The sequence below is a fragment of the Nocardia sp. NPDC058666 genome (genome assembly GCF_042714895.1).
GTDB lineage: Bacteria > Actinomycetota > Actinomycetes > Mycobacteriales > Mycobacteriaceae > Nocardia.
Genome location: NZ_JBHXRY010000016.1, coordinates 12,406 through 34,950 on the forward strand (window position 1 = coordinate 12,406; position 22,545 = coordinate 34,950).

Annotated in this window: 23 protein-coding genes; 14 read left to right on the forward strand and 9 right to left on the reverse strand. The window is 67.2% G+C overall.

Features of this window, described 5'->3' with window-relative positions:
* Window positions 1–60: 60 nt before the first annotated feature.
* Both ACFWVD_RS25200 and ACFWVD_RS25205 read right to left on the reverse strand, forming a co-directional pair.
* Window positions 61–483, reverse strand: coding sequence for a DUF3052 domain-containing protein (locus tag ACFWVD_RS25200; RefSeq protein ID WP_379239034.1), 423 nt, complete (start codon window positions 481–483; stop codon window positions 61–63).
* A 127-nt stretch (window positions 484–610) separates the two neighbouring features.
* Complete coding sequence (locus tag ACFWVD_RS25205) at window positions 611–1,159, reverse strand: hypothetical protein (protein WP_379246797.1); 549 nt, start codon at window positions 1,157–1,159, stop codon at window positions 611–613.
* A 244-nt stretch (window positions 1,160–1,403) separates the two neighbouring features.
* Between ACFWVD_RS25205 and aceE the strand changes: the two genes are divergently transcribed.
* The 8 genes from aceE (at window position 1,404) to ACFWVD_RS25245 (ending at window position 10,942) form a co-directional block, all read left to right on the forward strand.
* Window positions 1,404–4,241 carry a pyruvate dehydrogenase (acetyl-transferring), homodimeric type gene (gene aceE / locus ACFWVD_RS25210; protein WP_379246921.1) on the forward strand — a complete coding sequence of 946 codons (2,838 nt, stop codon included), beginning with the start codon at window positions 1,404–1,406 and terminating at the stop codon, window positions 4,239–4,241.
* A 44-nt stretch (window positions 4,242–4,285) separates the two neighbouring features.
* Window positions 4,286–5,587, forward strand: a complete 1,302-nt coding sequence (locus ACFWVD_RS25215) for a PucR family transcriptional regulator (RefSeq protein WP_379246923.1) — start codon at window positions 4,286–4,288, stop codon at window positions 5,585–5,587.
* A gap of 127 nt (window positions 5,588–5,714) precedes the next feature.
* Complete coding sequence (locus tag ACFWVD_RS25220) at window positions 5,715–6,629, forward strand: ACP S-malonyltransferase (RefSeq protein ID WP_379246798.1); 915 nt, start codon at window positions 5,715–5,717, stop codon at window positions 6,627–6,629.
* 77 nt (window positions 6,630–6,706) lie between these two features.
* A complete protein-coding gene (gene acpM, locus ACFWVD_RS25225) occupies window positions 6,707–7,006 on the forward strand; it encodes a meromycolate extension acyl carrier protein AcpM (RefSeq protein WP_379246800.1) in 300 nt (99 codons plus the stop codon).
* 9 nt (window positions 7,007–7,015) lie between these two features.
* Window positions 7,016–8,272 carry a KasA/KasB family beta-ketoacyl-ACP synthase gene (locus ACFWVD_RS25230; RefSeq protein ID WP_379246802.1) on the forward strand — a complete coding sequence of 419 codons (1,257 nt, stop codon included), beginning with the start codon at window positions 7,016–7,018 and terminating at the stop codon, window positions 8,270–8,272.
* Window positions 8,273–8,392: 120 nt separating this feature from the next.
* On the forward strand, window positions 8,393–9,823 hold the full coding sequence (locus ACFWVD_RS25235; protein WP_379246804.1) for an acyl-CoA carboxylase subunit beta: 1,431 nt from the start codon (window positions 8,393–8,395) through the stop codon (window positions 9,821–9,823).
* Between the two features lie 129 nt (window positions 9,824–9,952).
* Entirely contained in the window at window positions 9,953–10,306 is a 354-nt protein-coding gene (locus ACFWVD_RS25240) for a hypothetical protein (RefSeq protein WP_379246806.1), read from the forward strand.
* A 168-nt stretch (window positions 10,307–10,474) separates the two neighbouring features.
* Window positions 10,475–10,942, forward strand: coding sequence for a winged helix-turn-helix transcriptional regulator (locus ACFWVD_RS25245; RefSeq protein WP_379246808.1), 468 nt, complete (start codon window positions 10,475–10,477; stop codon window positions 10,940–10,942).
* Between the two features lie 66 nt (window positions 10,943–11,008).
* Here the strand turns inward: ACFWVD_RS25245 and ACFWVD_RS25250 are convergent, their stop codons facing one another.
* Complete coding sequence (locus ACFWVD_RS25250; protein WP_379246810.1) at window positions 11,009–11,704, reverse strand: nitroreductase; 696 nt, start codon at window positions 11,702–11,704, stop codon at window positions 11,009–11,011.
* A 186-nt stretch (window positions 11,705–11,890) separates the two neighbouring features.
* Here ACFWVD_RS25250 and ACFWVD_RS25255 point away from each other — a divergent pair, with 186 nt between their 5' ends.
* On the forward strand, window positions 11,891–13,570 hold the full coding sequence (locus tag ACFWVD_RS25255) for an Eco57I restriction-modification methylase domain-containing protein (protein WP_379246812.1): 1,680 nt from the start codon (window positions 11,891–11,893) through the stop codon (window positions 13,568–13,570).
* On the opposite strand, the gene ACFWVD_RS25260 is transcribed toward ACFWVD_RS25255, so the two are convergent.
* From ACFWVD_RS25260 to ACFWVD_RS25270, 3 genes are all read right to left on the reverse strand, one after another.
* On the reverse strand, window positions 13,547–14,161 hold the full coding sequence (locus tag ACFWVD_RS25260; RefSeq protein WP_379246814.1) for a TetR/AcrR family transcriptional regulator: 615 nt from the start codon (window positions 14,159–14,161) through the stop codon (window positions 13,547–13,549). The genes ACFWVD_RS25255 and ACFWVD_RS25260 overlap by 24 nt on opposite strands.
* Window positions 14,162–14,174: 13 nt before the next feature.
* Window positions 14,175–14,357: a hypothetical protein gene (locus tag ACFWVD_RS25265; protein WP_379246816.1), complete on the reverse strand. Its 183-nt coding sequence runs from the start codon at window positions 14,355–14,357 to the stop codon at window positions 14,175–14,177.
* Window positions 14,358–14,472: 115 nt separating this feature from the next.
* Window positions 14,473–14,988, reverse strand: a complete 516-nt coding sequence (locus ACFWVD_RS25270) for a gamma carbonic anhydrase family protein (protein ID WP_379246818.1) — start codon at window positions 14,986–14,988, stop codon at window positions 14,473–14,475.
* Between the two features lie 160 nt (window positions 14,989–15,148).
* Between ACFWVD_RS25270 and ACFWVD_RS25275 the strand changes: the two genes are divergently transcribed.
* Window positions 15,149–15,778 carry a hypothetical protein gene (locus tag ACFWVD_RS25275; protein WP_379246820.1) on the forward strand — a complete coding sequence of 210 codons (630 nt, stop codon included), beginning with the start codon at window positions 15,149–15,151 and terminating at the stop codon, window positions 15,776–15,778.
* 99 nt (window positions 15,779–15,877) lie between these two features.
* Here the strand turns inward: ACFWVD_RS25275 and sigJ are convergent, their stop codons facing one another.
* Window positions 15,878–16,813, reverse strand: a complete 936-nt coding sequence (gene sigJ, locus ACFWVD_RS25280; RefSeq protein WP_379246822.1) for an RNA polymerase sigma factor SigJ — start codon at window positions 16,811–16,813, stop codon at window positions 15,878–15,880.
* A gap of 117 nt (window positions 16,814–16,930) precedes the next feature.
* Here sigJ and ACFWVD_RS25285 point away from each other — a divergent pair, with 117 nt between their 5' ends.
* A complete protein-coding gene (locus tag ACFWVD_RS25285; RefSeq protein ID WP_379246824.1) occupies window positions 16,931–17,869 on the forward strand; it encodes a cobalamin biosynthesis protein in 939 nt (312 codons plus the stop codon).
* Window positions 17,870–17,909: 40 nt separating this feature from the next.
* Here the strand turns inward: ACFWVD_RS25285 and ACFWVD_RS25290 are convergent, their stop codons facing one another.
* On the reverse strand, window positions 17,910–18,752 hold the full coding sequence (locus ACFWVD_RS25290) for an SURF1 family protein (protein WP_379246826.1): 843 nt from the start codon (window positions 18,750–18,752) through the stop codon (window positions 17,910–17,912).
* Window positions 18,752–19,249 (reverse strand): low molecular weight protein-tyrosine-phosphatase, encoded by a 498-nt coding sequence (locus ACFWVD_RS25295; RefSeq protein ID WP_379246828.1) that lies wholly within the window; start codon window positions 19,247–19,249, stop codon window positions 18,752–18,754. Before ACFWVD_RS25295 ends, ACFWVD_RS25290 begins: the two co-directional genes overlap by 1 nt.
* Before the next feature lie 44 nt (window positions 19,250–19,293).
* Here ACFWVD_RS25295 and cobC point away from each other — a divergent pair, with 44 nt between their 5' ends.
* The 3 genes from cobC to ACFWVD_RS25310 all read left to right on the forward strand — a co-directional run bounded on the left by cobC (window position 19,294) and on the right by ACFWVD_RS25310 (window position 22,531).
* On the forward strand, window positions 19,294–20,334 hold the full coding sequence (gene cobC, locus ACFWVD_RS25300) for an Rv2231c family pyridoxal phosphate-dependent protein CobC (protein ID WP_379246830.1): 1,041 nt from the start codon (window positions 19,294–19,296) through the stop codon (window positions 20,332–20,334).
* Between the two features lie 154 nt (window positions 20,335–20,488).
* Complete coding sequence (locus ACFWVD_RS25305; RefSeq protein WP_379246832.1) at window positions 20,489–21,604, forward strand: Nif3-like dinuclear metal center hexameric protein; 1,116 nt, start codon at window positions 20,489–20,491, stop codon at window positions 21,602–21,604.
* A gap of 189 nt (window positions 21,605–21,793) precedes the next feature.
* Entirely contained in the window at window positions 21,794–22,531 is a 738-nt protein-coding gene (locus tag ACFWVD_RS25310; RefSeq protein WP_379246834.1) for a zinc ribbon domain-containing protein, read from the forward strand.
* Window positions 22,532–22,545: the final 14 nt, after the last annotated feature.

Genomic DNA, 22,545 nt, shown 5'->3' on the forward strand with positions numbered 1-22,545 from the left:
CCGTCGTGTCGGGTCTCAGCCGGGCTGCTCGCCCAACTGAGACCCTAGCGAACGGCTGATTCAGCGCTGTTTGGACGGTGCCTTCGGCTGAACCAGCCGCGAGGCCGTCCAACCGCCGAGGCTGATGGTGGATGTCTGAGTCAGGCCGGCCGTGGGTGCGGCTTCGGCGATCTCGCTCGGATCGACATGGCCTGGTTGACCGGTTTTGGGGGTGAGGACCCAGATGAAGCCTTCGTCTGCCAGCGGGCTGATGGCGTCCATCAACTCGTCGGCCAGATCGCCGTCTCCTTCTCGCCACCAGAACAGGACTGCGTCGACGACCTCGTCGGAGTCGTCATCGACCATCTCCGCGCCGGTGACCTCCTCGATCTCGGCGCGCAATGCGTCGTCGGTGTCCTCGTCCCAGCCCAATTCCTGAACAACCAAGCCGTGAGAAATGCCAAGCTTCTGAGCGTAGTTCTGCGCGTCCGCCGCGGCGACCACGGTGGTGTCCTCCCTAAACTTCCGACAGTAAGATAGGTGCAAGCGAACATGGTTATCGGCCGCAGCGCAAGCTGATCGGGTGAATCGGTACCGTATGCCGCGTGTCGGGAGGGCAAAATCGGCTGTCTCAACAGGCGTCGTGGACCGCGGTCCGTGCCTGGTTGATGGCACGACTGGCGGTGTTGAGCTTGTCCACCGGTGAGTTGTAGGTCATCTTTCTGGTTTGGGTGGACAGTTCGCGCGCGGCGGTGACGTAAGCGCTGAATTTGTCGGCCAGTTCGGTGGGCAGCGCGCCCGCCGCGGCGACCACGCCCGTCTCGACCTTGGTCGCCGCGTTGTCCAGGGTGGTGGCCGCGGACTCGCGTTTGGCGGCGTAGTCGGGCGCGTTGCTGTCGTGGGCGGACACGAAGTCGTTGAAGGCGGTCACGCCCGCGCCGGTGGTGGTGGGGAACTGGGTGCAGTTGTCGGTGACCGCCTTGTCGCGCGCGGCGGCGGCGCGCGAGGACGCCGCGGCCGACGAGGTGGCGGCCGCGGCGGTCTTGTAGGCGGCGACTTCGGCGGCGTCGGTGGTCGGCGTGCCGGGAACCTGCTGCGCACAGCCCGCCAGCACCGCACCGACGGTGACGGCGACAACGGCACAGACCGACCCCAGCCGCCGCGCGTGTAGCACCCTCATCGTTGCCCTCTCACTAGCCGAAGCGACTCGCGTTTTCATCGCCGAACTTAATTGATTTCCTGCTGACATGATGACCTGGGCAGCGGTTTCGGTAAGGATGGGGGTGCGCCCGAACCATTCGTAGCGGGCGTTCCGCACACCAAGCGGGCAAGCCCGGGGACAGCGACGCCGACAAGCAGTTCAGCCCCTAGTACGAGGAGCAGATTTGACCGACCTGATCCACTCTGCAGCTTCCGACGACTCCGTGTCGACCGATGGCGGTGAACCCACCACCAAGCCCACCGGTGAGCGGGTGCGGGTCATTCGGGAAGGAGTGGCGTCGTACCTACCCGATATCGACCCCGAAGAGACCGGTGAGTGGCTGGAATCCTTCGACGCGATGCTCGATCGGGAGGGTCCGGGCCGCGCCCGGTATCTGATGTTGCGTCTGCTCGAGCGCGCCGGTGAACGGCGTGTGTCGATTCCGGCGCTGACCTCCACCGACTACGTCAACACCATTCCCACCGAGAACGAACCGTGGTTTCCCGGTGACGAGGAAGTCGAGCGCCGTTTCCGCGCCTGGATCCGGTGGAACGCAGCGATCATGGTGCATCGCGCGCAGCGCCCCGGAATCGGTGTGGGCGGACATATTTCGACCTATGCGTCGTCTGCGGCGCTGTACGAGGTGGGTTTCAACCACTTCTTCCGCGGCAAGGATCATCCCGGCGGCGGCGACCATGTCTACATTCAGGGCCACGCCTCGCCCGGCATCTACGCGCGCGGTTTCCTCGAGGGTCGGCTCAGCGCCGACCGGCTCGACGGTTTCCGTCAGGAATACAGCCACGGCGGCCTCGGCAAGGGCTTGCCGTCCTACCCGCATCCGCGGTTGATGCCCGACTTCTGGGAATTCCCGACCGTGTCGATGGGTCTGGGCCCGATGAACGCGATCTACCAGGCCCGGTTCAACCACTACCTCACCGACCGTGGCATCAAAGACTGCTCCGACGAACATGTTTGGGCGTTTCTGGGCGACGGTGAGATGGACGAGCCGGAGTCGCGCGGTCTGATCCAGGTCGCGGCCAACGAGGCGCTGGACAACCTGACCTTCGTGATCAACTGCAACCTGCAGCGCCTGGACGGGCCGGTGCGCGGCAACGGCAAGATCATCCAGGAGCTGGAATCGTTCTTCCGCGGCGCGGGCTGGAATGTCATCAAGGTCGTGTGGGGTCGCGAGTGGGACGCGCTGCTGGGCGCGGATCGCGATGGCGCACTGGTGAATCTGATGAACTCCACCCCCGACGGTGATTACCAGACCTACAAGGCCAACGACGGCGCGTACGTGCGCGACCATTTCTTCGGCCGCGACCCGCGCACCAAAGCGTTGGTACAGAACATGTCCGACAGTGAGATCTGGAATCTCAAGCGCGGCGGCCACGACTACCGCAAGGTCTACGCGGCCTACTCCGCGGCGATGGCGCACAAGGGCCAGCCCACGGTGATCCTGGCCAAGACGATCAAGGGCTACACCCTGGGCAAGCACTTCGAGGGCCGCAACGCCACGCACCAGATGAAGAAGCTGGCACTGCAGGACCTCAAGGACTTCCGCGACCTGCAACGCATTCCGATCAGCGATGCGCAGCTCGAGAAGGACCCGTACCTGCCGCCGTACTACCACCCCGGCATGGACGACCCTGCCATCGAATACATGTTGGCCCGCCGCAAGTCGCTGGGCGGTTTCGTGCCGCAGCGGCGCAACGACGCCAAGCCGTTGAAGCTGCCCGGCGACGAGGTGTACCGCTCGGTGCGCAAGGGTTCGGGCAAGCAGCAGGTCGCCACCACCATGGCGCTGGTTCGCCTGGTCAAGGAACTGTTGCGCGACAAGGAGATCGGCAAGCGGATCGTGCCGATCATTCCCGACGAAGCGCGCACGTTCGGCATGGACTCGTGGTTCCCGACGCTGAAGATCTACAACCGCAACGGCCAGCTCTACACCTCGGTCGACGCGGACCTCATGCTCGCCTACAAGGAGAGCGCCGTCGGCCAGATCATGCACGAGGGCATCAACGAGGCCGGTTCCACCGCGTGCTTCACCGCCGCGGGCACCGCGTACTCCACCCACGGCGAGCCGATGATCCCGCTGTACATCTTCTATTCGATGTTCGGGTTCCAGCGCACCGGCGACAGTTTCTGGGCCGCGGCCGATCAGCTGGCGCGCGGGTTCGTGCTCGGCGCCACCGCGGGTCGTACCACGCTGACCGGTGAGGGCCTGCAACACAACGACGGGCAGTCGCTGCTGCTGGCATCGACCAATCCCGCTGTGGTGACCTACGATCCGGCGTTCTCGTTCGAGATCGCGCACATCATCCGCGACGGTCTGCGGCGGATGTACGGCGGCGGCGCGCAGACGCCCAGTGAATTGCCGGGCACCGAGGTCGCGCCGGTGGGCACGTTCGGTGGGGAGAACGTCTTCTACTACATCACCCTGTACAACGAGCCCTACCAGCAACCGGCCGAGCCCGACGACCTCGATGTCGAAGGGCTGTTGAAGGGCATCTACCTGTACCAGCGCGGCGGCGAGGGCGATATCCGTGCCCAGATCCTGGTGTCCGGCGTGACCGTGCCCGACGGGATACGCGCGCAGCAGATGCTGGCCGACGAATGGGGCGTGGCCGCGGACGTGTGGTCGGTGACCTCGTTCGGCGAGCTGCGCAGGGACGCGGTGAACAAGGAGATCGCGGCCTTGAAACACCCCGACACCGACCCCGGCGTTCCGTACATCACCCAGGCGCTGTCGGCCGCGCGTGGCCCGGTGATCGCCTCCACGGACTGGATGCGCGCGGTGCCCGATCAGATCCGGCAGTGGGTACCCGGCGACTACATCACCCTCGGTACCGACGGGTTCGGATTCTCCGACACCCGCACGGCCGCGCGTCGGGTGTTCAACATCGACCCGCAGTCGGTGGTGGTCGCGGTGCTGGAAGGCCTGGCGCGCGACGGCACGTTCGACAGGTCCAAGGCGGTGGAAGCGGCGCGCAAATACGGCATCGACAGTGTCGCCGCCGCGCCGAAGCCCAGTGCGGACGCGGCAGAGGAACTGGCGTAGCGGACTATTGGACTGTGGAGCGCAAACCGCCGCGGCCCCGTCGGATCACCGAGGGCACCAGCGAGCACGAGGTCTATCTGCCGACGGGGGCACTGTCCCCGAACCGGCAGACCCGTGATCCGCTGCCCGACACGCTGTTACGGCGGGTCAAACAGTTCTCGGGCCGACTGTCCACCGAGGCGGTGGGGTCGATGCAGGATCGACTGCCGTTCTTCGCCGACCTGGACGCCGCGCAACGTGCCGGCGTGCAGATGCTGGTGCAGACCGCGGTCGTGAACTTCCTGGAGTGGTTGCAAGATCCCGACTCCGATATCCGCTTCAGCCTGGACGCGTTCCAGGTGATTCCGCAGGATCTGGCGCGGCGGCTGACGCTGCGCCAGACCGTGGACATGGTGCGGGTGGCCATGGACTTCTTCGAACAGTGGCTGCCCGCGCTGGCGCGCAACGATCGTCAGCTGGTGGCGCTCACCGAGGCGGTGCTGCGATACGGGCGTGAGCTCGGTTTCGCGGCCGCCTCGGTGTACGCCAGCGCCGCGGAGTCGCGTGGTGCGTGGGATACCCGCCTGGAGGCCCTGGTGGTCGACGCGGTGGTCCGGGGCGACACGGGTCCGGACATGCTGTCGCGCGCGGCCACGTTGAACTGGGACGCCACCGCGCCCGCCACCGTGCTGGTGGGCACACCGCCGGTGGACCAGAGCGTGTCCACGGTCGGCGCCGTGCACACCATCGCGACCAAACACGGTCGCGCGGCGCTGGCGGTGGTGCAGGGTGCGCGGCTGGTGATGGTGGTCAGCGGGAATCTGGGGGACTCGGGCATCGGGTCGCCGTTTCTCACCGACCTGCTGGCCGAGGTGTTCTCCGACGGTCCGGTGGTGATCGGGCCGACCATGCGCACGTTGGGCGCCGCGCACGCGTCGGCGATCGAGGCGCTGGCCGGCATGGAGGCCGTGGTGGGCTGGCGTGGCGCGCCAAGGCCCGTTCACGCCACGGAGTTGTTACCAGAACGCGCGTTGCTGGGCGATAGAGCTGCGATAGAGGCGTTGAACGAGTATCTTGTGGTGCCGTTGGCCGCTGCCGGATCTTCGTTATCCGACACACTCGACGCGTACCTGGATTGTGGTGGAGCAGTAGAGACTTGCGCTCGGCAGCTGTACGTCCATCCAAATACCGTTCGGTACCGACTCAAACGAATCGGTGAGGTGACCGGTCGCGATCCGATGAATCCGCGCGACGCGTATGTGCTCCGTATTGCGGCGACAGTAGGTCGTTTGACACGAACGCATAACGAATCGTCACCTCCCGTCACAGAAACCCCGTCCATCCCGGTGGCCCACGAACCCCTGTAACGAGATCGGCGAATCGGTCGATCCCGACACCCCACCTCGGATTTTGTGGGACCCCTACAAAAGCCATCCCCAAGCTTCATTCGCGCCGACATCTCATGCGGCGGGGGTCACAGTGTTGTCTTAGGGGGTGATCGCGTTGCTTACCCCTGGACAGGGGTCCCAGACTCCCGCCATGCTCACGCCGTGGCTCGCGCTTCCCGGTGCGACTGACCGCCTCGAGCTGTGGTCCAAGGCCGCAGGCCTGGACCTGGTCCGTCTCGGTACCACCGCGACGGCCGAGGAGATCGTCGACACCGCGGTGACCCAGCCGCTGGTGGTGGCGGCCGCGCTGCTCGCGTTTGCCGAAATCGCCCCCGCGTCGATCCCGGCCGATACAGTCGTGGCCGGACACTCGGTCGGTGAATTCGCCGCAGCCGCTGTCGCCGGTGTCATCACCGCCGACGAGGCCGTCTCGCTGGCCGCCATTCGCGGCCGGGAGATGGCCAAGGCTTGTGCGCTGGAGCCGACCGGTATGTCCGCGGTGCTCGGCGGCGACGAGGCCACCGTGCTCGCACGCCTTGCCGAACTCGACCTGATTCCGGCCAACCGCAACGCGGTCGGCCAGATCGTGGCGGCGGGCAGCCTGGACGCACTGGCCGAACTGGCGGCGAACCCGCCGGAGAAGGCCCGCGTTCGCGCACTGCCGGTGGCCGGCGCGTTCCACACCGCGTACATGGCCTCGGCACAGGAAGCCGTCGCGGAAGCCATCGCGGCGATCTCGCCCAGCGACCCGATCCGCACGCTGCTGTCGAACTTCGACGGCAAGCCTGTCACCTCGGGCGCCGACGCGATCACCAAACTTGCCGCCCAGGTCACGCGCCCCGTGCGCTGGGACCTGTGCAACGAGACCATTCGCGCCGCGGCCGTGTCGGCCGTGGTCGAACTGCCGCCCGCGGGCACGCTGGTCGGCATCGCCAAGCGGGAACTGAAGGGCACGCCCACTCTGGCCCTGAAGACCCCCGAAGACCTCCCCGCGTTGGTCGCACTGACCACTGCGGGCTAGCTTTCCCCCGGCGGCTACGCACAGCGACGTGCAGCCGTTCACGACCCCACAAATAGCAACAAGAAGGGACCACCAAAGTGGCCGCTCTGACCCAGGAACAGATCGTCGAAGAACTCGGCAGGATCATCGAAGAAGTGACGGGTATCGAACCGTCCGAGGTGACCATCGAGAAGTCCTTCGTCGACGACCTGGACATCGACTCGCTGTCCATGGTCGAGATCGCTGTGCAGACCGAGGACAAGTACGGCGTGAAGATCCCCGACGAGGATCTCGCCAGCCTGAAGACCGTGGGCGACGCTGTCTCCTACATCCAGAAGCTCGAGGCGGAGAACTCCGACGCCGCCGCGGAGCTCAAGGCCAAGTTCGACGGCGAGTAGGGCCGAACTTTGACCACTCCTGCTCCCAGTACTTTGAACGGGAACTTCCCCAACGTTGTCGTCACCTCCATGGCGGCGACCACGTCCATCGCGGGTGACGTCGATGCGACGTGGAAGGGACTCCTCAACGGTGAGAGCGGAATCGACGTTCTCGAGGATTCCTTCATCGAGGAATACGACCTGCCGGTGCGAATCGGCGGTCACCTGAAGGTCAGCCCCGACACCCTGTTGAGCCGGGTCGAGATTCGCCGCATGGCGTATGTCGAGCGCCTGGCGACCGTTCTCGGTCGTGAGGTGTGGAAGAACGCGGGCAGCCCTGAGGTCGACAACGACCGTCTCGGCGTCGCGATCGGCACCGGACTCGGCGGCGGCGACGCCCTGATCGACTCGGTCGACAAGCTGAAGAACGGCGGCTATCGCAAGATCTCGCCGCTGGCTGTTCAGATGGTCATGCCGAACGGTCCGTCGGCGGTCGTCGGTCTCGAGCTGAAGGCCAGGGCGGGAGTGGTCACTCCGGTCTCGGCGTGCTCGTCGGGTTCGGAAGCTATCGCCAACGCGTGGCGGATGATCGTGATGGGTGACGCCGACATCGTCGTCACCGGTGGTGTCGAGGGCTTCATCGACTCGGTGCCGATCGCGGCGTTCTCCATGATGCGTGCGATGAGTACCCGCAACGACGATCCGAAGGGCGCCTCGCGTCCCTTCGACAAGGATCGCGACGGGTTCGTCTTCGGCGAGGCCGGTGCGCTCATGGTCATCGAGACCGAAGAGCACGCCAAGGCTCGTGGTGCCACCATCCACGCTCGACTGCTGGGTGCCGGTATCACCTCCGACGGCTTCCACCTGGTCGCCCCCGATCCCGAGGGCACCGGTGCGGCCAGGGCGATGACCCGCGCTATGCAGACCGCTGGTCTGACCAAGAGCGACATCACCCACATCAACGCCCACGCGACCGCGACGCCCATCGGTGATTCCGCCGAGTGCAACGCGATCCACAAGGCGATCGGCAAGCACGCTTCGGTGTACGCGCCGAAGTCGGCACTGGGTCACTCGATCGGTGCCGTCGGTGCCCTCGAGTCGATCCTCACAGTGCTGGCGATCCGGGACGGCATCGTTCCGCCGACACTGAACCTGGACAACCAGGATCCGGCGATCGATCTCGATGTGGTGCACGGGGAAGCCCGTCGCCAGGAAATCGAGTACGCGATCAACAATTCCTTCGGTTTCGGTGGGCACAACGTCGCGCTCGCCTTCGGTCGGGCGTAACAGCCGCATCGACTGCATTCCGATCCCCGGTGGGGGTCGTGCCAACTGAATGGTTCGACCCCCACCGGCGGTTCGCCACAGCAGCCGCCACCGCGGCAATTTTTTGAAGGAGTGAGCGCGATGACCATCATTGCTCCCGCGTTTCAAGACACCACTACCGATCCGCGCGACCCACTGGGTCGGCTCCAACGCTTTTTCGACCCCGGCACCGTCCTGCCGCTGCATCCGCGTGACCGCTCCGGCGTGCTCGCCGCGATCGGCGAGGTCGACGGGGTTCGCACCGTGGCCTACTGCTCCGACGCCACCATCATGGGCGGCGCGATGGGCGTGGACGGCTGCAAGCACATGGTCGACGCGATCGACACCGCCATCGAATCCGGCATCCCCGTGGTCGGCCTGTGGCACTCCGGTGGCGCCCGCCTGGCCGAGGGTGTCGAGGCGCTGCACGCGGTAGGCCTGGTCTTCGAGGCCATGGTTCGCGCGTCCGGCCTCGTTCCCCAGATCTCGGTGGTGCTCGGCTTCGCCGCCGGTGGCGCCGCCTACGGTCCCGCGCTGACCGATGTCGTCATCATGGCGCCCGAGGGCCGCGTTTTCGTCACCGGACCCGATGTCGTGCGCTCGGTGACCGGCGAGAACGTCGACATGGAGACCCTCGGTGGTCCCACCACACACTTCAAGAAGTCCGGCGTGTGCCACATCGCCGCCGATGACGAAGCCGATGCCATGCACCGCGCGCGTCGCCTGGTGTCGATGTTCGCCGAGCAGGGCGAGTTCGACCTGTTGGCCGCACAGCACGGCGACGTCGACCTCAAGGCGATGCTGCCCGAATCGGCCAAGCGCGCCTACGACGTGAAGCCGATCGTGCACGAGCTGCTCGACAACGTCGACGGTGAGTCCTCGTTCGAGGAACTGCAGGGTGGTTACGCCCGCAGCATGGTCACCGGCCTCGGCCGTCTGGGCGGTCGCACCGTCGGCGTGCTGGCCAACAACCCGCTGCGCCTCGGCGGTTGCCTCAACTCCGAAAGTGCCGAGAAGGCATCACGTTTCGTGCGCCTGTGCGACGCGTTCGGCATTCCGCTGATCGTGGTCACCGACGTGCCCGGCTACCTGCCCGGCGTCGGCCAGGAACTGGAAGGCGTGGTCCGCCGCGGCGCGAAGTTGCTGCACGCCTTCGCCGAAGCCCGCGTCCCCCGCGTCACCCTGGTCACCCGCAAGATCTACGGCGGCGCCTACATCGCGATGAACGCCCGCTCCCTGGGCGCCACCGCCGTCTACGCCTGGCCCGGCTCCGAAGTAGCGGTCATGGGCGCCAAGGCCGCAGTGGGCATCCTCCACAAAAAGGCACTCGCGGCGGCCCCCGAAGCGGAACGCGAAGCCCTCCACGAACGCCTCACCGCCGAACACGAAGCCCTCGCGGGCGGCGTCGAACGCGCGGTAGCCATCGGCGTGGTAGACGAGGTCATCGACCCCGCCAAAACCCGCAGCACCATCGCCGCCGCCCTGGCCGCGGCCCCGGCCCGCAAGAGCCACCACAAGAACATCCCACTGTGATGTGAAGTGACACAGCGACATTCGGGCCCCAGGATTTCCTGGGGCCCGAAGTCGTTTCTGTGGACGAAAATTGAGGCGATCTTTCCCTCCGCGGTGCGGTAGTGTGCCGTCTGATCAGAGGGGACCGGGATGGCGCATCGGTTGAGTCCGCAGGAGAAGAAGGCGTTCAGTTATGCCAAGGATCGGCGTAACTGCTACGGGGAGAACGACAAGAGTTCGCGCAAGAACATCGCACGCAACAAGCGGATCCGAAATCGGGTCGACCGGCGTCGTGACAGTGTCCTCGTCGAAGCGACGGGGCCTGTCGATCTTGCGGCTGCCGAGAAGTGCGAGGTCGGGATGTTGTCGACACGGTCGAAGTGGCAGACCGGGTGTTGGCGGAAGATGCCGGATGCGCCGCTGCGGGAGATGGTGGCTTACAAACTGAGACGTCGCGAGAATCGGGTTGCGATGTCTGCCCGGGCGAATGCCGGTGCGGCATAAACGCAGTCGTCAACCACAACGGTCGCCGTCAGCGGGTGGCTGGCGGCGACCGATTGGTGGTGCCTTCGAACACGTTGGGCCCGAACGGTTCACGCTATGACAACGCGCGATACCAGCATCCGGGACGGTGCGCGGTCGCTATCACCGAACCACGCGCATAATGGCAGGGTGCGCTATGAGGAACTCGCCGACGTCCCGTGCTCGATCACGCGGCCGCTGGTGATCTTCGGCGACCGCTGGACTCTGCTCATCCTGAAATACAGCTTCGCCGGCGTGCGCCGTTTCAACGCGTTCCAAAGCACCATGGGAATTTCACGCAGCCGCCTGCGCGACCGCCTCGACCGCCTGATCGACCACGAAATCCTGGTGAAGCGCCCCGCCGCCGACGGCGCCTACGAGGAATACCGCCTCACCGAAAAAGGCCACGCCATCTACCCGATCCTGATGGCGATCCGCGACTGGGGCGACACCTACATGGCCCCCGACGGACCACCGGTCGAATACCGTCACCGAGGATGCGAGGGCGAGGCACACGCCCACCTCACCTGCGACCACTGCGCCGCCGAAGTCACCGCCCGCGACATCGACCCCCAAGCGGGCCCCGGAATCACCCCCCGACGCGAGCTGGACGATTGATCACCACGCTGTCAGCGTGGCGATCAGCGGTAATCGCCACGGTGAGAGCGTGGTGATCTTGAAACGCTAGGTGGTGTGCCAGGTGACTTGGTCGTTCAGGGGGGCGCGGGCGGTGCGGAAGGTGTTGATGGGGTGGGTGAGGTCGGGGTGGCCGAAGGAGATGCCGAACACGACCTTGCGGGTGTCGGGGATGTCGAAGTAGTCGCGGAGGAAGGGGGCGTAGGAGGCCAGGGCGGCTTGGGGGGCGGCGCCCAGGCCTAGGGCTTGGGCGCCCAGGAGGAAGTTTTCGAGCCAGAGGCCGCAGTCGATGGCGCCGTAGATGCCCAGGTCGGCTTCGGAGGTCACGATGGCCACGTGGGGGGCGTCGAACAGTTCGAAGTTGCGCACCATTTGGCGCATGGTCTTCTCGTGGTCGCCTTTGACGATGCCGACGCTGTCGTAGAGCTGGAAACCGCACGCGCGGCGGCGATCCCGGTAGACACCTTCGTAGGCAGTCGGGAATTCGAAATCCGGTGTGCTGCCGGTGGTTTGGATGTGGGCCAGCAGTTCCTTGCGGAACCGGTCGGTGCCCTCGCCCGAGGTGACCACGACCTGCCAGGGCTGGGTATTGCACCAGGAGGGGGTGCGTTGGGCCAGGGTCAGCAGCTGTTCGACGGTCGCGCGGTCGACCTGTTCGGGGGTGAACTGGCGGCAGGTCCAGCGCTGGTCGGCCAGTCGCTGGAGGGTCGCGAAATCGCTGGTGTCGTGGTCGTTCTGCGTCATCGCGCGGCTCCCATGCTCGGCCGAGACCTAGTCTCAATTCGAGACCAGGCTAGCAGTTGTGCCGATCACGCGGCAGGGTAACTCGGGGGCGTCGGGCGGGTGGCGAGAGGAGCGCGACGCCGATCCCGGGGCGGCCGGGCTCGCGCCTGCGGCACATCGGGGCAGTTCCGGGGCACAATCGAACGTATGGCTTTGCAGGCCCGCGACGCGCAGGAGCGCAAACGGCACGGCAGGCACTACACGCCACCGGAGCTCGCGCGGTTCCTGGCGCGACGGGCGCTGCGGTACGTGCCACGCGCCGGGGTGCTGCGTGTGCTGGACCCGGCGTGCGGGGACGGTGAGCTGTTGCTGGCGGTGCATCGGGAAATCAGTTCCAGCGCACCGGATCTCGAGGTCCAGCTCGTGGGATTCGATCTGGACCGACGGGCTGTCGACGAAACCAGTACGCGTGCGGCGGCTGTCGGCGTCGAAATAGACTGTCGTGCAGTGGATTTCCTGACTGCTTCGGATGGTCTCGCTGACGGTTCGTTCGACTTGATCATCAGTAATCCGCCGTATGTCCGAACCCAGCAGCTCGGTGGCGCGACGGCCCAATTGCTGAGTAAGCAGTTCGGTCTGCGTGGGCGGATCGACCTCACTCACCCCTTCGTTGCTATCGCGCCGCGGCTGTTGACTCCCGGTGGTGTGCTCGGGTTGCTGTGTGCCAACAGGTTTCTCACCACGAGGGCCGGGGCAAACCTGCGCCGGATCCTCACCAGCGAGCTGACTCCGGTCGAGCTCTACGACCTGGGTGATACGAAACTGTTCGCGGCCGCGGTGCTGCCCGCGATCACCGTCGCCTTGCGCGCGAACGGGCCGCCGAACTGCCGTTACGTCTCGGTCTACGAGGAGCTGGGTGTCGAACCTGATTGTGGGACTGGACTATTCGATGCATTAGCAGGTGAGGACGGCTGTCGTGTCGGTGCCGGGGGCCGGGTGTTCGCGGTGGAGGTCGGCGTATTGGTGACGGGGGAAGTTACCCCCACGGTGACGGCAGGCTCTGACACCGCCTGGCGGATGTCGCGCCCCGCGATCGACCACTGGCTCGGCCGGATCGCCGACCGCACCTGGCGATCATTCGGTGAGGTCGGGCGCATTCGAGTGGGGATCAAGACGACCGCGGATCGGGTATTCATCTCTGACCAGTGGGATCAGAAGGATCCCAGCCCTGAGCCGGAACTGTTGCGGGAGTTGATCACTCACCATGATCTCCAACCCTGGCAGGTCGCGATGAGCAGGGGAACGAAGGTGCTGTATCCCTACGACCTGCTGCAACCGCGTCGCACTCCGATCGACCTGGCCGAATACCCGTGCGCGGCAGAGTATCTCCGCTCTCACGAACAAGTGCTGTCGGGCAGACGGTACGTGCTCGACGGTGGTCGGAAGTGGTTCGAGATCTGGGTGCCGCAACGCCCACACTTGTGGCGCGCACCAAAGTTGGTGTTTCCCGACATCAGCGAACGACCCCGCTTCGCGCTGGATCGCTCGGGCGCGGTGGTCAACGGCGACTGCTACTGGATTTCGCTCACCGATCTCGGTGACGCGCCCACCGATCTGGCGTATCTGCTGATGGGCGTGGCGAATTCGACGCTGGGGTTGAAGTTCTATGACGCGGTGTGCGGGAACCGTCTCTACTCGGGTCGACGTCGCTGGATCACCCAATATGTCGCCCGGCTGCCGCTGCCCGATCCTGCCTGCCCGGCGGCCTGCGAGATCGTGCGGAGAGTGCGTGCGCTGTTGGAAGACGGTGTGCCCGTGGCGGACTCGTGTATCGATGAGGTCGTTGCGGCGGCCTTCGGTGTCTCAGCGGATGCCGACCATGGGTAGCAGTGTGCGCCGCGCGAACTCGCGCCCGGCCTCCGCGTCGTCGAGCGGGATGAGCCCATCGGGGGTCAGCGCCAGCGACAACGCCAGCCGCGCCATGACCTCGGCGACCAGATCGGGGTCGAACTCGGGCACCGGTGCGCTGACCTGCAGTTCGCGCAACTTGTCGGCCAGATACGCGCGGCCCACGGCCAGGATCGGCCCGGCCTGCGTGGTCAGGCGCGGCAGAATGATCTCGGGCTCGGTGGCCAGCAGTCGGCGCAGCAGTTCGTTGCCCGCGATGGTGGTGACGAACGCGACGAAGATCTCGACCAGGTGCTCGCCGGGCTCGGTGACCGCGCGCACGCGCTCGTCGATATCGCGGACATAGCGTTGCGCCTCGCGCACACCGACCGCTTCGACCAGCTCGTTCTTGGAGTCGAAGCGTCGGTACAGGGTGGCCGGGCTGATGCCGGCCCGCCGCGCGATCTCGCCCATGCTCGTGCGCTTGATCCCGAAATCCAGAAACGCCGACAGCGCACTGTCGAGCAGCTTCTCCCCGTCGGTGACGGGCTTTTCCAGTATCCGCGCGAGGATGGACGAAACGGTAGGCATTGCCCCATTATCCCTACGGGGACAGATCCAGCGCTGCCATCTCTTGTTCGATCGCATTGGCCGCGAAATGCACACCGCGCGAACGCAGTTCGTGCACGCGCGATTGCAGCGCTTCGATCCCGCCGGGCTGGGCCGCGATGTCGGCCAGGCTCAAGCGCCCCGCCGCTCGGCGCACACCGGAATGCACGTATGCCACCGTGATACCTCCTGCCTCGCGTACCCGGAGCCGATCGTCGCTCTGGTGATCGGACGCGATACGCAGGACAAATGCTATCAGGTTTACCTACTGGACACTTGCTCAGTGTGAGCTGTCACAACACCTCGGCGTCGCGGTGGTTGGTCAGGTTGTGCAGATACACCGCGGCGTTGAGCTTGATGCCGTCCTGCTGTGCCTGCGTGAGTTCGCGCCGCACCTTGCCCGGCACGCCGGCCACCAGTGAACCGGGCGGAATCTGCGCCCCCTCGGGGATCAGCGCGTTGGCCGCGATCAGACTGCCCGCACCGATCACCGCGCCGTTGAGCACCGTGGCGCCCATGCCCACGAGCACATCGTCGCCGATGGTGCAGCCGTGCAGAATCGCGTTGTGCCCCACCGAGACTCCGGCTCCGACGGTGAGTTCGAAACCGGGGTCCGCGTGCAGCACGCAGCCGTCCTGGATGTTGGTGCGCGCGCCGATGGTGATCTGCTCGAGGTCGCCGCGCAGCACCGCCGAGTACCAGACGCCGACCTCCGCGCCCAGCCGTACCTGGCCGATGACGGTCGCGTTGGGCGCGATCCAGGCGGTCTCGTCGATCTCGGGCGTGGCACCGTTCACCTTGATGATCATGGTTGTGATTATCGCGCCGCCCCGGGGAACGGTGCGCGGGGGGCTGCCAACACACTCCTGACGGCGGCCGACGTCAGATCGAGTGAAATGTTTTCGGCGCGCGAGTCGATGTCACGAATAGTTCTGCTATCTAACATCTTTCGTGGGCTGAGGAGCCGAAATGTTGCGGAAAGTATTGAGGGGCAACCAGTTGCGTGCGGCGTTCGTCGTGCTGGTCGGCCTTGTGGTGCTCGTGCTCGGCGCTTGCTCGTCGGGAGGAGACTCGGGGGTCTCGCGACCGAGCTCGGTGACGAAGACTTCGGTCACCGTGACGAAGTCGGTGACGGCCACGAGTTCGCCTACGGCGTCTACTGATCCGGGTGGGGCGGGTCCGGAGTCGTCGTATTACCACTCGCCCACGCAGCCGCCCGCGGTCGCGCCGGGGGAGATCCCGCCGGGCTACAACTGCGTTCCGGGGCCCGATTGTGGCACCGACAACTGTGGTGACCAGTGCGGGGTCGAGACCGGTCCGGGTTGCCCGCCAGGGGTGAAGCACTGCGGGACCGACAACTGCGGTGACCAATGCGGGGTCGAGACCGGTCCGGGCTGCCCGCCGGGAGTGAAGCACTGCGGCACCGACAACTGCAGTACCGAGGCGTGTGGGGTGGTTCCGCCGCCGGTCACGACCACCGTCGCCCCGACCACGACTGCGCCGGTCACCACCACCTCGGAAACGGCGGCGCCGACCACCACGATCCCGGCGACCGCACCGGAAACCACGTCGAGCCAGTCGGCTGCACCACCGGCATAGGCCGTGCTGTTTGCGCTTCGGCGCTGATGGACAAGTGATCACCAGGCTCTGGTGCAGGATTCGAGCGGCTGAAATCTGCATCAGAGCCTGGTGATCTTGTTACTGGCCGCCGCCCAGGTACCAGTCGGGGGCGCCGTCGGTGGGCAGGTCGCGGAGTTTGTCGGGATTGCGGACCACATTGATCGCCACGACCCGGCCCGCGTCGACCACGAACGAGAAGACTCCGGTGTGGGTGCCGTCGAACACCACCAGCCCCGGCATGCCGTTGACCAGCACCGCCCGGCCCCACCCGTCCGCCGCCGAGGGCGCGTGGTACCAGCCCAGCAGCATCTTCGCGATGAGTTCCGCGCCGCGCACCGGCTGCCGGATGGCGGGCACCTTGCCGCCACCGTCGGCGGTGAGCACCACCTTGTCGTCGAGGATGCCCAGCAGCGAACTCAGGTCACCGGAGCGCCAAGCCAGCGCGAAGGCCGAGACGACCTTCTCCTGTTCGACAGGCGACGCCGGAAAACGTGGGGTGCCGTTCTCGACATGCTTGCGAGCCCGCGACGCCAGCTGACGCACCGCGGCCGGGGTGCGCCCGACGACCTCGGCGACCTCGGGACCGGTCATGCCGAACACGTCTTGCAGCACGAACGCGGTGCGCTCGGCCGGCGACAGCGACTCGAGCACGACCAACAGCGCGGTGGTGACGCGCTCGTCCTGGGAGATGCGGTCGGCGGGATCGTCCCAGGACGTGACCTCCGGTTCCGGCAGCCACTCGCCGACATACTGCTCGCGACGGGCACGCGCCGACCCGAGTTGGTCCAGGGCCAGACGGCCGATGACGGTGGTGAGCCACGCGCGCAGGTTGTCGATCTCGTCGGCTTTGCCCGCGTCGAACTGGCGTTGCAGGCGCAACCACGCGTCCTGCACCACGTCCTCGGCGTCGCTGATGCTGCCCAGCGTGCTGTAGGCCAGGCGCCGCAGATAGGGACGGTGTTCCTCGAAGCGGCGGGCCAGCTCGGCCTGATCCAGCGGCTGCGGTGCGGTCATGGTGTGCGCCCGTTCGGTTGATCTTGCTCGGTTCCGGCGAGTCTAGAAGCGCCGTCGCAGTGATGACGAACCAGCGGGCGTGGGTGTGACATTCGGGCTGCCCGCTACTGTCGGCCGGTGCGTACAGGGATATCGACGGCGGCCGGGCTGGTGCTGGGATTCGTGCTCGATCGGGTCTTCGCCGATCCCGCGCGGTGGCATCCGGTGGCTGGATTCGGTTCGGCGGCAGCGGCTTTGGAGAAAGTGACCTATGCCGATGATCGGCGGGCCGGGGTGGTGCACGAGATTGTCGCCGTCGGGTCGGTGGTGGGGATCGGTGTGCTCGCCACCCGTGTCGGTCGTGGGGGTGTGCTGGTGACTGCGTTGGCCACGTGGACTGCGCTGGGTGGGCGCAGTCTCGCGCGTGCCGGGCGTGCCATGGCTGACCGGCTCGACGCCGGCGATCTGGCGGGGGCACGTGAACTGTTGCCGTCGCTGTGCGGGCGGGACCCGTCGGTCCTCGATGCCGATGGATTGGCTCGTGCGGCGCTGGAATCCATTGCCGAGAACACCTCGGATGCGACTGTCGCGCCGCTGGTGTGGGGGGCGGTCGCGGGGGTGCCGGGGGTGCTCGGATATCGGGCGGTGAACACGCTCGACGCGATGATCGGGTATCGAAACGAGCGGTACCTGCGGTTCGGGTGGGCCGCGGCTCGAGTGGACGATGTGGCGAATTTGGTGCCCGCCAGGGTGGCTGGGTTGTTGACCGTTGCGCTCGCGCCGGTGGTGGGGGGCCGGTCGGGGTCCGCTTGGCGGGCTTGGCGGCGGGACTCGGGGAAGCATCCGAGTCCGAACGCGGGGGTGGTCGAGGCGTCTATGGCGGGGGCGCTGGGGGTTCAGCTCGGGGGGCGGACGCAGTACCGGCATGGGGTGGAGTTGCGGCCGACGTTGGGGGAGGGGCCTGCGCCGACGACTGGGGATTTGCGGCGGGCTGTGGTGATGTCGGAAGTGGTGCAGGTGGGGGCGGTTGTGGTTGCGGGTGTGGTGGGGATGGTTGTTTCGCGAAGGCAGAGATGACCTGGGTTTTGGTGATTCCGGGGGCTGGTAGGGGGCGCGGTCAGTTGCGGCCGTAGCGGTCGGCTAGGCGGGCTTCGGTGGTGGGTGTGGTGGGTTCCGTAGTGGGTTCCGTGGGCGCGGTTTCGGCCTTCTCTCGGCGGCGGGCGCGGAGTTCGGCGACTACGAAATAGCCGAGGCCCAGTGGAGCCATCAGGCCGAAGGCCAGCCATTGGAGGCCGTAGGACAGGTAGGGGCCCGCATCCAGTTGGGGGAGGGGGGTCGGGGTGAAGGCGCCGGGTTGGTCGGCGGCCAGTTGGAGGTAGCCGCCCTTGTCGGTGCCGGTGGGGATGGGTGTCAGTTCGGTGCCGAGGACGGTGGATTCCTGAGTGGTGTCGACTGTGTACACCTGACGGAAACCGTCCTGGGTGGTCGGAAGTTTGTCGGGGACAACGCCTTCGGAGGCTCGGATGCGGGCTTCGATGCGTTGCGGGCCGGGGGGCGGATCGGCGATCGCGGGTGGGCGGGTGCCGTCCACGGAGGCGACCAGGCCGCGGTCGATCAGCAGGGTGCGGCCGTCGTCGAGGCGGAAGGCGGCCAGCACGGCGTAGCCGGGGGCGCCGTCGAGGTGGCGCAGGCGCACCAGCACTGTCGACTCGGGGACGAAGGTGCCGGTCGCGGTGACCTTGCGCCATTCGGTGTGGGTGTCGGAGTCGCCGAGGACTTCGGTCACCGGGACCGGGTCGGCCTGGACGGAGTCGGCGATCAGTTGGTTGCGGTGTTCGGTGCTGTCGTTCTTGCCCAGTTGCCAGGGGGCCAGGACGGTAAAACATAGGTAGGCGAACGCGCCGACGATCACCGCGAGGATCAGCCAGCTGGGGCGCAGCAGGAAGGTGAGTTTGCGCATCAGCGTGGCACGTCGGCGCGGGCGTCGAGTTCGGCGTGGACCCAGTCGAGCAGGCCGGGGATGGCGGCTTCGATCTGGTCGCGGACCAGGTCGAAGTCGGACTGGTCGCCGTAGTACGGGTCGGGGACGTCGAGGCCGTTCGCGGCGGGGTCGAAGCTGCGCAGCAGTGCGCGCTGGTCGGACGGGACGCCGCGGTGGGCGAGTTCGCGGTCGTGGCCGGTGTCCAAGGCGACGATCAGGTCGGCGTCGCTGTGCTCGGGTCCGAAGGTGGCCGCGACGTGCTCGGCGGCGTAGCCGGCGCGGCGCAGGGTGGCCTCGGTGCGCGGGTCGGCCGGATCGCCGACATGCCACGAACCGGTGCCCGCGCTGCTCACCCGCACCCGGTTCGCCAGACCGGCACGGTAGAGGTGCGCCTCGAACATCTTCGCGGCCATCGGCGAGCGACAGATATTGCCTGTGCAGATGAAGGTCACGTGCAACGGTTCCACGGGTCCCATTGTCGCCGGTGCCGCCCGATCGGCGCCACGTAGGGTGTTCAGTTGTGTTCCCCGACGCAGTCGACCCCGCGATGTTGCGCCACCACGGCGATGTGGAAGCGCGACCGGGCATGGTCGATTTCGCGGTGAACGTCCAGGGTGTCGCCCCGCCGTCCTGGCTGCGCGAACGCCTCGCGGCCCGCCTGACCGACCTCGGCCGCTACCCGAGCGCCGACGACGAACTCGCCGCCCGCACCGCCGTCGCCGCCCGCCACGGCCGTTCACCCGACGAGGTCCTGCTGCTGGCCGGCGCCGCCGAGGGCTTCGCGATGCTGCCGCGTCTGGGGTCCCGCCTGGCGGCCGTCATCCACCCGTCCTTCACCGAGCCGGAACTGGCCCTGCGCGAGGCAGGCGTCCCGGTCACCCGCGTGATCCTGGACCGGCCCTACACCCTCGACCCCACCCTGGTCCCCGAAGAAGCCGACCTGGTCGTCCTGGGAAACCCCACCAACCCCACCTCGATCCTGCACCCGGCGGAGACGATCCAGGCACTACGCCGCCCCGGCCGAATCGTGGTCGTCGACGAAGCCTTCGCCGACGCGGTGGTCGGCAGCGAACCGGAGTCGGTGGCAGGCGTCTCCGCTGCGGACGTGCTGGTCTTCCGCAGCCTCACGAAGACCTGGGCCCTGGCCGGCTTGCGCTGTGGTTACGTGCTCGGCGCCCCCGAGGTGCTGGCACGGCTTGCGCACGGCCGCCCCCACTGGCCGCTGGGCACCCTGCAACTCGAGGCGATCATCGCCACCGCGCAACCGGCCGCCGTCGCGGAGTCCCGCCGCTACGCCGCGCGCATCGCCGCCGATCGGGCCGCCATGGGCGAACGCCTCACCGCGCTGGGCATCGACGTTCACGCGCCCGCGACAGGCCCGTTCCTGCTGCTGCGGGTCGCCGACGGAGCGCTCGTGCGCAAGCGCCTCGCCGACCGCGGGATCGCCGTGCGCCGCGCCGACACGTTCCCCGGACTGGGTCCCGACCATCTGCGCGTGGCGGTGCGCGGTGCCGCGGAAGTCGACCGGTTGATCGATGCGTTGAACGCGGCACTGTGGTGAGTCGCCTGCGCCGGGTGAGAACCGTCGACTCGGTGCCGACCGGCTCGCATCAGAAATACAGGTCATGGCGGGCGCGAAGCCGTCGATCAACCGAAACGTTTGCACCGCAAGGTGATTCGATAGCCATCATTCCCACGAAACGAAGGAGGCGGCGGTGACCGACCTGGCCGAACTGATCGCGGTACTCGACACGGCATACCCGCCGAGACTGGCCGAGAAGTGGGATTCCGTGGGCCTGGTGTGTGGTGATCCGGCGCAGGAAGTCACCAAGGTGATGTTCGCCGTCGATGCCACCGCCGCCGTGGTCGACGAGGCGATCGCCTGGGGCGCACAGGCTTTGGTCGTGCATCACCCGCTGCTGCTGCGTGGCGTGGACACCGTCGCCGCCGATACACCCAAAGGCGCACTGCTGCACCGGTTGATCCGATCCGGGTGTGCGCTGTTCTCCGCGCACACCAACGCCGACTCCGCCGATCCGGGCGTCTCCGATGCGTTGGCCGCCGCCGTCGGTCTCACCGTCACCGGCCCGCTCGATCCGAAACCCCTTGCCTCCGTCGACAAGTGGGTCATCCAGGTCCCGCAGACCCACACCGCTTCGCTGATGTCGGCACTGTTCACCGCGGGTGCCGGCGCAATCGGTGATTACCGCGAAGCCGCCTGGTACACCGCAGGCACCGGTCAGTTCCTCCCGGTGGACGGTGCCAACCCGGCGATCGGCGCGATCGGCACCGTCGAAACCGTCACCGAAGACGCCGTCGAGGTAGTCGCACCCCCGACCTCGCGCCTGGCCGTGCTCGCCGCCCTGCGCGCCGCGCACCCCTACGAGGAACCCGCCTACCACGTCACCGAACGCGCCCCCCTGCCCTCCTCGCTGGGCATCGGCCGCATCGGCGAACTCGCACAACCCGAAACCCTGCGCGAATTCACCGCGCGCGTCGGCGTCGGCCTCCCCCGCACGGTCTGGGGCGTACGCGCGGCAGGCGACCCCGACCGCATGATCGAACGGGTCGCGGTGTGCGGCGGCGCAGGCGACTCCTACCTCGACAAGGCCATCCGAGCCGGCGTCGACGCCTACCTCACCTCCGACCTGCGCCACCACCCCGTCGACGAACACCTACGCCGCGGCGGCCCCGCCCTCATCGACGCCGCCCACTGGGCCACCGAGTTCCCGTGGTGCGGCCAGGCCGAACAGTTCGTCAACGCCGCCCTGCCCTCGGTGGAAACCAGCGTCTGCACCCTGCGCACCGACCCGTGGACGCTCACCGGCTAGGCCCGCCGTGCTGTTCATCGCGTGAGCTGCCTCGCATCCGCTCCGGTGGTATCGGGTGGGATCAACCTCCTGGACGCGCCGCACCAGCATTTCCAGTGACCGCGGTCTTCGGGTCTTGGCGAGATCACCCCTCGCGGCGCGGTACGGTTGATCGATCCCATCCATCCACTGTTCAGGAGTTCGTGCGCGTTGAATGTCGAACCGTCGGTCCAGACCAAGCTGCTGCAGTTGGCAGCAGTAGATGCCGAGTCCGCGCGCATCGCCCACCGTCGTTCCGCGCTGCCCGAGCAGCTGGAAGTCACCCGGCTGGCCGCCGAGCGCAACGGCTACAAGGACGCGGCCGTGGCGGTGGAGATCGGCATCGATGATCTGGACCGCGACATCCGCAAGCTCGAGGGCGAGGTCGAGGCCGTGCGCAAGCGCGAGGACCGCGACCGCGGCATGCTCACCGCGGGCACTGTCGCCGCCAAGCAGCTGTCGGAACTGCAGCACGAACTGGGCAGCCTGGAGCGTCGCCGCTCGGTGCTCGAGGACGAGCTGTTGACCGTGATGGAACAGCGCGAGGCGATGATCGCCGACCACGCGCACGCCGGCGCCCGACTGAGCAAGGCCGACCAGGATCTCGGCGACGCCGAACGCCTGCGCGACGAGGCGATGGCCGACCTGGAAGTGGCGCAGCAGCGGTGCGAGAACGACCGGTCCGCGCTGATCGGGCTGTTCCCCGCCGAGCTGATCGCGCTGTACGAGAAGCAGCGCGCGGCCAACGGTGTGGGCGCGGCGCTGCTGCAGGCCCGTCGCTGTGGCGCGTGCCGGATCGAGATCGACCGCGGCGAGATGCAGCGCATCGCCAAGGCCGCGCCCGACGCGGTCCTGCGTTGCCCGGAATGCAGCGCGATCATGGTGCGCACCAAGGAATCGGGGCTGTGACCGGATCGGTGCGC

Bases quoted from the DNA above. Each gene is read 5' to 3' on its own strand.
- sigJ (WP_379246822.1), bottom strand. From the start codon at position 16,813: ATGACCGCACCGCAGCCGCTGGATCAGGCCGAGCTGGCCCGCCGCTTC.
- ACFWVD_RS25260 (WP_379246814.1), bottom strand. From the start codon at position 14,161: ATGCCTACCGTTTCGTCCATCCTCGCGCGGATACTGGAAAAGCCCGTC.
- ACFWVD_RS25255 (WP_379246812.1), top strand. From the start codon at position 11,891: ATGGCTTTGCAGGCCCGCGACGCGCAGGAGCGCAAACGGCACGGCAGG.
- ACFWVD_RS25295 (WP_379246828.1), bottom strand. From the start codon at position 19,249: ATGGGACCCGTGGAACCGTTGCACGTGACCTTCATCTGCACAGGCAAT.
- ACFWVD_RS25275 (WP_379246820.1), top strand. From the start codon at position 15,149: ATGTTGCGGAAAGTATTGAGGGGCAACCAGTTGCGTGCGGCGTTCGTC.
- ACFWVD_RS25235 (WP_379246804.1), top strand. From the start codon at position 8,393: ATGACCATCATTGCTCCCGCGTTTCAAGACACCACTACCGATCCGCGC.
- ACFWVD_RS25270 (WP_379246818.1), bottom strand. From the start codon at position 14,988: ATGATCATCAAGGTGAACGGTGCCACGCCCGAGATCGACGAGACCGCC.
- ACFWVD_RS25250 (WP_379246810.1), bottom strand. From the start codon at position 11,704: ATGACGCAGAACGACCACGACACCAGCGATTTCGCGACCCTCCAGCGA.
- ACFWVD_RS25205 (WP_379246797.1), bottom strand. From the start codon at position 1,159: ATGAGGGTGCTACACGCGCGGCGGCTGGGGTCGGTCTGTGCCGTTGTC.
- ACFWVD_RS25290 (WP_379246826.1), bottom strand. From the start codon at position 18,752: ATGCGCAAACTCACCTTCCTGCTGCGCCCCAGCTGGCTGATCCTCGCG.
- ACFWVD_RS25240 (WP_379246806.1), top strand. From the start codon at position 9,953: ATGGCGCATCGGTTGAGTCCGCAGGAGAAGAAGGCGTTCAGTTATGCC.